Raw genomic sequence first — 7,220 nt, forward strand, 5'->3', positions numbered from 1 at the left:
CTTCGCCCATTCATCTTATGCTTGTCGGGGCTGAGCAAGCCACCTCCGCTTTTCAAACTTTCCCGCGTTTCCCGCAGGAGTCGAGCACCTTCCGCTCCAATCAACTTTCCAAGTGTAAGTTTTCACTATAACAATGTAAGGTAGAGATTGCTTTACCATCATATTCACCAACTCTAGTTGCATTAGTTACAATGACCGATTACTGTCTAACCTGACGTGAATGACTCATTTTGTTCCGATACATCCAAAATGAGCGATCATTCGAAAACTGTAGTCTGTGTATGTATAACAATCTGGTGAAATGGTCCTTTTATAATTATTGCTAAAACATATTCAATGTATAAAGCAGGATCTAGCTATTGCACGGAAATCAATAGCGGTGAAACAAGTGATCCTAACTAATTTTTTGTCTTTAGAGAAAATGGATACAGTTATGTTCAAGCCTCATACGAATTAAAGGAGCTTAGAGTTGTAAATGTGCTCAAAGGGATCGTTTTGATCGTAGGAAGTATGGAAATGGATGGGCTTTAATGCAGCGTAACTTCCACCGATGATGATGGCACAGAGAACGGGTAAGGATAAAATACCGAGCATAGTATAGCCTCCTTATCATGTTTTTGGAATGAAAGAGCAATGGAATTCCTTGCAGTATTCACTTTAAAGTGTGAAACGCGTTTCAGAGCAAGCGTTATTTTGAAGAGATCGTTTAGGGTTGGAATATGGTTACTTAAGGGGTATGGGTATGACAAATATCAGAAGTATTGCAAAGCTTGCAGGAGTTTCGGTGTCAACGGTTTCGAGGGTATTGAATGACCATCCTTATGTGAAAGAAGAGAAGCGCCGAAAGGTCCTGGATGCTGTGGAGCAGTTAAACTACATAAAGAACGCGAACGCCGTCCATTTATCAAAAGGGAAAACCTATAGCATCGGAGTGATTCTGCCCTATTTGAATCTTCCTTACTTCGGGGAGATTCTTCAAGGCATAGCGGGGGAAGCGTTAAAGCATGGTTATCACCTCCAGCTTTTTCAGACGGATTATGACAGGGGGGCTGAACTTGATGCCTTTCATCGGCTTCAGATGAAGGAAGTGGATGGATTGATCCTGACGTCACGCTCTAATTCTCTGGATGCTCTTGCTTCATATATCAGTCCGAAAGTGGTTTTTTGTGAAAATGTATATGACCCCACATACAAGAAGGTATTCATTGATCATTATCAGGGAATTCGGAGCGGGCTCCAATATCTTTACTCTAAAGGGCATTCGAGAATCGGGTTGTGTTTGCACAGAACATTTGGGACGAATAGCGAAGAGCGGATCCGGGGATTCTTCGACAGCGCAGAGGCTGCCGGCCATCCCGTGCGTGACGAGTGGATCTTCAATGACTGCTACGATCTTCAGGACGGACGGGATGTGTTGAGTGAATGGGAACGGATGGAAGAGAAGCCCTCTGCCCTTATCGTAACGAGCGATCAAGTATCTGCGGGAATGGTGGCAGAGGCGGGAAAAAGATCAATCAGGATTCCAGACGACCTGGCTATCCTGAGCTTTGATAACCATCCCCTTTCCGATGCCCTGGATATCACATCTTTTGAAGTACCGATAAGAAAGGTGGGGGAAGAAGCGTTTAAACTCTTTCTTGAATCGGAACATCCTGATCCGGTCATATTGAACACAAGATTGTTTGAACGGGGAAGCGTGTAAGTCACGCTGCTCATTAGAGGGAGGGAAAACCATGCAGGGGAACAAGGAAGAAAAAATGCTCGTCATCCTGATGGGAGTTGTCGCATGTATTGTATTGCTCGCCATCATAGGAAAATATCTTTTATAAGGAATTAGCCTTCATAACCCGCTCCTTTTCCCCATATCTTAAAGTAATGAAGCATCTTCAGAAAGACAGGAGTGATTGGATTGGGGAAGTTCCTGGGCTCATTGGTTGACCTTCTTCTGATTGCCACAAGTATTTTTCTAATGGTTAAACTGGTCAATCGTTTAACTGCCAGTGATCAGGCTTCTAAGGTTCATAGGACGAACAATCTTGAAGTCCTGCAGGAAATCAGAGACATTCTGAAGGACGATTTTAGGAGTGCCCGCATAGCGGTACCGGTCAAAGCCCGTGATCTCCTGACGAAAAGCGGCATGAAAATTCAAATGAGGACGGATCGTAAGTTAAAGTGAATTCATGATCATTGCCTAAATCCTACTTTTATAGTAGGATTACTTTGTGTTAAAAGACTGTATATTTAAAATCATACGAACAAATGGGGTAATGATCATGAAAAAAATTCATATCATTCATGAAAACAGTGAATGGACCAATCATTTAACGGCCAGGCTTGATGAGCTACAACTGCCATATGAGGAATGGTTCCTTGATCGTGGACTCGTCGAATTATCATCAAAGCCGCCGGAAGGTATTTTCTATAATCGAATCAGTGCGTCGTCTCATACGCGAAACCATCGTTTTGCACCGGAGTTGACGGAGAGCGTTCTATCCTGGTTAGAGCGAAACGAGAGAAAGGTCCTTAATGGAAGCCGTGCCCTTCGCTTGGAAGTTAGTAAAGTAAATCAGTATACAGCTTTGAATGCTGCCGGCATCAAGACACCGGAAACCATTGCAGCCGTTGGGAAAGAACAAATAATCGAAGCTGCTGAAAAGCTTGGTAAACCATCTTTCATCACGAAGCATAATCGTGCAGGAAAAGGTTTGGGAGTGCAATTGTTCCATTCGGTGGAAGCATTGAAGAATTATGTGTACAGTGACGACTTTGAAGAGCCATTAGACGGCACGACACTTATACAGGAATACATCGAAGCACCCGATGCATCGATTACACGCTGTGAGTTCATAGGTGGTAAGTTCATGTATGCAGTGAAGGTGGATACATCGGAAGGATTCGAATTATGCCCTGCTGACGTATGCCAGGTGGATGATCTATTCTGTCCTGTAGGGGAACAGGAAGACAAGCCTAAGTTTCAGATCAGGGAGAACTTTTCACATGAGATCCTGACCTCATATGAAGCGTTTTTGCATGCGAATCGAATCGATATTGCCGGGATTGAATTTATCCAGGACAAAGAAGGCAACATCTACACGTATGATGTGAACACGAATACGAATTACAATAAAGAGGCCGAGTCGAAGTCCGGGCAATACGGAATGCTCGAGCTGGCAAAATATCTTGGTGAACAATTGAAAACGGTGTAAGGTGATGACTCTCCTGTAGTACAGGAGAGTTCTCTTATGTAAATAACAAGTTACATATATAATTGTAACGATAGAGGGATTAGTATGGTAGAATTTTTAAAGAAGACAATTTCTGTGAAAGGTCAAAGGGTCAGGATGATTATTTTTAATCAGGATGTCATTAATAATTTCTTTTATATCATTTTGAGTATTTTTTTAATTTTTTTCCTTGTTGAAAAAAAGATGATACAAGGTTGGTATACAAGGTTCGCAACCCTTGTTTCTTTAAGTATCGCCATTATTCTGTGCATGCTTTCCCCCATATACAATAACCCCTACTGTGTCCACGATCTCAGGATGATCCCGTTTGTTCTCGGCATTCTGTATGGCGGTCCATTTACAGGCCTCGCATTGCTCGCTGTCTTATTGGTATCCAGGACGATGATCTACAGTTGGAGTATGGTGGCATTCGTGATATATGCCGTGATCTACCTCTTGACGGTCATCGGGATGAAATGGTTCGATTTCAACCGGTTATCAAGCCGGAAGAAAATCATATTCTCTGTGGTCCTTTTTACAGTTCATTCCATCGTAGCAGCTCTTATTGCGAAGGCGATGACTGTGTTTGTGATCGACGAAAGCTATCTGATCAATTTTATTTTTCTCCCTTCCCTGGGCATGCTGATCCTGACGTATATATGTGAGACGTTGCTGAAACAGATTCAAATCAAACAAGCACTTGTGAAAATAGAAAAAATGGAAGTGCTCGCTCAGCTGGCCGCCAGCATTTCCCATGAGGTAAAAAATCCTTTAACGGTGATCAAGGGATTCCTGAGGCTGCTCCATCAGGAAAATCTTCCTGTAGGGAAAAGGGAACAATATCTAACGATCGCATCATCCGAACTGAACCGGGCAGAAGAAATCATCAACGATTATCTCACGTTCGCTAAACCGGATCCGGATCAAGTGGAGAACATCTCCATTTCGGAGCAGCTCCATAAGCTCGCCGACATGGTTGAGCCCTTGAGCAATCAACAATCTGTCCTCGTACATAAACGGATCGAGGATGCCTCCATCGTAGGGAACACCCGCAGTTTCCAACAGGCATTTCTCAACATCATGAAAAACGCCATTGAATCCATGCCTGATGGGGGCACACTCACCATTCTTTCGAAGGTTCAAAAAGGGACCGTAAGCATATCCATCATTGATACCGGCGTCGGAATGACCCCGGATCAACAAGAGAGACTCGGCGAACCTTATTTCTCTACGAAGGAAAAGGGAACGGGCCTCGGTCTGATGGTTTCCTACCGGATCATCGAAGCCATGAGGGGTGTCATTACCGTGGAGAGCCGAGTGGGTAAGGGGACTGGTTTTCAGATTGTGTTTCCTGTGGATAGAGTAAGGGACCCTTCATCTGTTTAGGTGGAGGGTTTTTCTACTTGTTTATTCCTGAATTATCTGATAATATATATTTCTGCTCCCAAACGCCTACATAATTTTTACAGATTTCATTGTGTCTTAATCAACGTTTTCCCCATCAAGAGTCGTTACCTCGGTGGAAGTGGCAAGACGTTTTTTCTCCATTGCGGCTAAAACAATTGGAAGGAGAAATGTATGACAAAGGAATCGACTATTCATCCCGATTTTTCAATTGAATCAGAACGATTAGAGTTTACGAAGCGCTATATTGACGTAGTCATCAGCACATCCCTGACGAGTAAGGAAAAGTATAAGGAAAACATGGAAAAAGCTTTTGGAGATATTGATTGGGGAGAGTCGAGTGCCGCCTACATCGATATCTTGACGAACTCAAGCTTTTTTGAGATGTCCAAAGAAGAATTGGAGTCCCTTACGAAAGCAAAGACTAAACCGTACTTTGCCCGGATCGATTTTCAACACGAGGGCTCCGGTAAGGTGGAGAAGCATTATATCGGGAAGACCTCCTTGTATCAGCGTGAAAATCAGGAGCAAATCATCGTCGACTGGAGATCCCCCATCGCAAACCTGTACTACGAAGGAAGGATTGGCGATGTCTCATACGAGGCTGAAGGTGAAACGTACGAGGGGGATTTATCCCTGAAGCGCCAATACATGATCGAGGATGGACTCCTGGAAGAGATTCGCGATATTGACTTAACCACCACGGATGAACTGCTTCAGGATTCTTTAGCCAAAAGCTCCAGTAACCGTTTGACTGAAATCATTTCCACCATCCAGGAGGAACAGAACCGGATCATCCGGGCCGACTTGAATAAGCCGATCATTGTACAGGGAGCGGCGGGGAGTGGAAAAACAACCATTGCCCTTCACCGGATTTCTTATTTTATTTATAACTATAAACAGCATTTTGATCCGAGGCAACTGATGATCCTGGCCCCGAGTAATTTGTTCATTGACTATATTTCAGAAGCGCTGCCGGAACTTGGTGTGGAGCGGGTAAGGCAAACGACATTCACGGATTATGTCATGACCTGCTTAGAAAAGAAGCTTACGATTGTAGAAGATAATAAGCTTATTCAACTGATCGAGACCCATGATGAAAAAGTAGAGACCGCATCATGGATATCAGGATTCAAAGGGTCTAAAGCATTCAGAAGAATCCTCGAGCATTATATAGAAGAAGTCGAACAGCGCTTTTATACTTCAAAGGACTTCTATGTGGATAAATACAAGCTCTACACCGCCAAAAGGTTCACTCACCTTTTCAAAGAGGAATATACGTATATGCCAATCTATCGCCGGATGGAAAAGCTGAAGTCACTCCTTCAAAGCTATGTCCGGTCGAACAAGAAGCAAATGGTTGAGAAGGTTGAGAAATTTTTTGATGAGCGGATCGAAACCGCACTCTTTGAACGTTCAAAGGCAGGGAACCGAAAGGAATATGTCTCGAAAGCATTGGATAAGAAACTCGAGCGCGTGAACGAGATCAAGAAAGCAATACGTACAAGTGTGAATGGATACATGAAGCAGTTTGAAAAGAAAACACTTCATCAATATTTCATTGAGTTGTTCTCAGATCCCGTGCGCCTTGCTTCCTACTCGAAGGGGGAGCTCAGCGGGAGACAGGCGGAACAGCTCTGTCAGTACACGTTGAAATATGCGAAGAAAAAGCAGTATGAAGTAGAGGATCTGGCCATTCTCCTATACTTGCAATCCCATTTGTTCGGAATCGATAAATTCCACAAAGCAAAAAACATCGTCATAGATGAAGCACAGGATTATAGTTATATGCAGCTCTATTCATTGAAGCGGGCCCTTGAGACCGACATGTTTACACTGGTCGGGGATCTCGCTCAAGGGATCCACTCATACCGGGGCCTTCAGTCCTGGGAACCTGTCTATCGGGATATCTTTCCGAGGGCGACGTACACGGAGCTTCAAAAAAGCTACCGTACGACGATTGAAATCATGGAGGAAGCGAATAAACTGCTTAGTCTCCTGCCCTATGATTTCCCGAAAGTGAATCCGGTGGTGCGACACGGAGATTCTCCGAGCTTTGATGAGTATGTGGAAGAGGACGAACTCGCTTCCTTCATCGAGAAGGAAGTGGATTCAGGACGGAATGAAGGGTTCCAAACCTTCGCCGTCATTGGAAAAAGCATGAAGGACTGTGTAAAAATCAGTGCAATCCTTCAAGAGAGGCAGCCAGGGAAAGTAAAACTATTGGAAGAACAGGAATCGATTCCGAAAGATCAGATTGTCGTCGTTCCTTCCTATCTCTCAAAGGGACTCGAGTTTGACGTGGTGATCATCGCTGCGGTGGATGAAGCATTCAACCCGGAAAACGAACTCGACATCAAGCTCCAGTACGTTGCCATGACACGTCCCCTTCATAAACTTGCATTCATAGGAAAGAAACGAGAACAATTTATCGGTCAATCGGCAAAATAGAAGAATAGAGGCTGGGCCATAAGTGTTTTAGTCAAAAGGAAATCCGAACAATCATTCGAAATTCTTTATTGAAAATCGGATTGGTTCGGATTTTTTTGTTTGTAAAATTATATAAAGTGTATTTAAACGGTTCTAGCTGCT

General features: G+C 43.6%; 6 protein-coding genes. 5 read left to right on the forward strand and 1 reads right to left on the reverse strand.

Translation table 11 applies throughout. The features are described 5' to 3' along the window. Positions 1-453: 453 nt before the first annotated feature. Entirely contained in the window at positions 454-594 is a 141-nt protein-coding gene (locus BVI01S_RS22670; protein WP_156477377.1) for a hypothetical protein, read from the reverse strand. Between the two features lie 148 nt (positions 595-742). Between BVI01S_RS22670 and BVI01S_RS21550 the strand changes: the two genes are divergently transcribed. The 5 genes from BVI01S_RS21550 (at position 743) to helD (ending at position 7,079) form a co-directional block, all read left to right on the forward strand. Then, positions 743-1,702, forward strand: a complete 960-nt coding sequence (locus BVI01S_RS21550; RefSeq protein WP_061811519.1) for a LacI family DNA-binding transcriptional regulator — start codon at positions 743-745, stop codon at positions 1,700-1,702. A 207-nt stretch (positions 1,703-1,909) separates the two neighbouring features. Next, on the forward strand, positions 1,910-2,176 hold the full coding sequence (locus tag BVI01S_RS21555) for an MscL family protein (protein ID WP_034763141.1): 267 nt from the start codon (positions 1,910-1,912) through the stop codon (positions 2,174-2,176). Positions 2,177-2,273: 97 nt separating this feature from the next. Then, on the forward strand, positions 2,274-3,206 hold the full coding sequence (locus BVI01S_RS21560; protein ID WP_061811520.1) for an ATP-grasp domain-containing protein: 933 nt from the start codon (positions 2,274-2,276) through the stop codon (positions 3,204-3,206). A gap of 222 nt (positions 3,207-3,428) precedes the next feature. Further along, entirely contained in the window at positions 3,429-4,610 is a 1,182-nt protein-coding gene (locus tag BVI01S_RS21565) for an ATP-binding protein (RefSeq protein ID WP_159361666.1), read from the forward strand. A 192-nt stretch (positions 4,611-4,802) separates the two neighbouring features. After that, positions 4,803-7,079, forward strand: a complete 2,277-nt coding sequence (gene helD, locus BVI01S_RS21570) for an RNA polymerase recycling motor HelD (protein ID WP_061811522.1) — start codon at positions 4,803-4,805, stop codon at positions 7,077-7,079. Positions 7,080-7,220 lie beyond the last annotated feature (141 nt).

The sequence above is a fragment of the Rossellomorea vietnamensis NBRC 101237 genome (genome assembly GCF_001591825.1).
In the GTDB taxonomy this organism is placed as follows: domain Bacteria; phylum Bacillota; class Bacilli; order Bacillales; family Bacillaceae_B; genus Rossellomorea; species Rossellomorea vietnamensis.

Excerpts from the sequence above, each read along its gene's own strand:
- BVI01S_RS21565 (WP_159361666.1), top strand. The coding sequence starts at position 3,429 with ATGATACAAGGTTGGTATACAAGGTTCGCAACCCTTGTTTCTTTAAGT.
- BVI01S_RS22670 (WP_156477377.1), bottom strand. The coding sequence starts at position 594 with ATGCTCGGTATTTTATCCTTACCCGTTCTCTGTGCCATCATCATCGGT.
- helD (WP_061811522.1), top strand. The coding sequence starts at position 4,803 with ATGACAAAGGAATCGACTATTCATCCCGATTTTTCAATTGAATCAGAA.
- BVI01S_RS21550 (WP_061811519.1), top strand. The coding sequence starts at position 743 with ATGACAAATATCAGAAGTATTGCAAAGCTTGCAGGAGTTTCGGTGTCA.
- BVI01S_RS21560 (WP_061811520.1), top strand. The coding sequence starts at position 2,274 with ATGAAAAAAATTCATATCATTCATGAAAACAGTGAATGGACCAATCAT.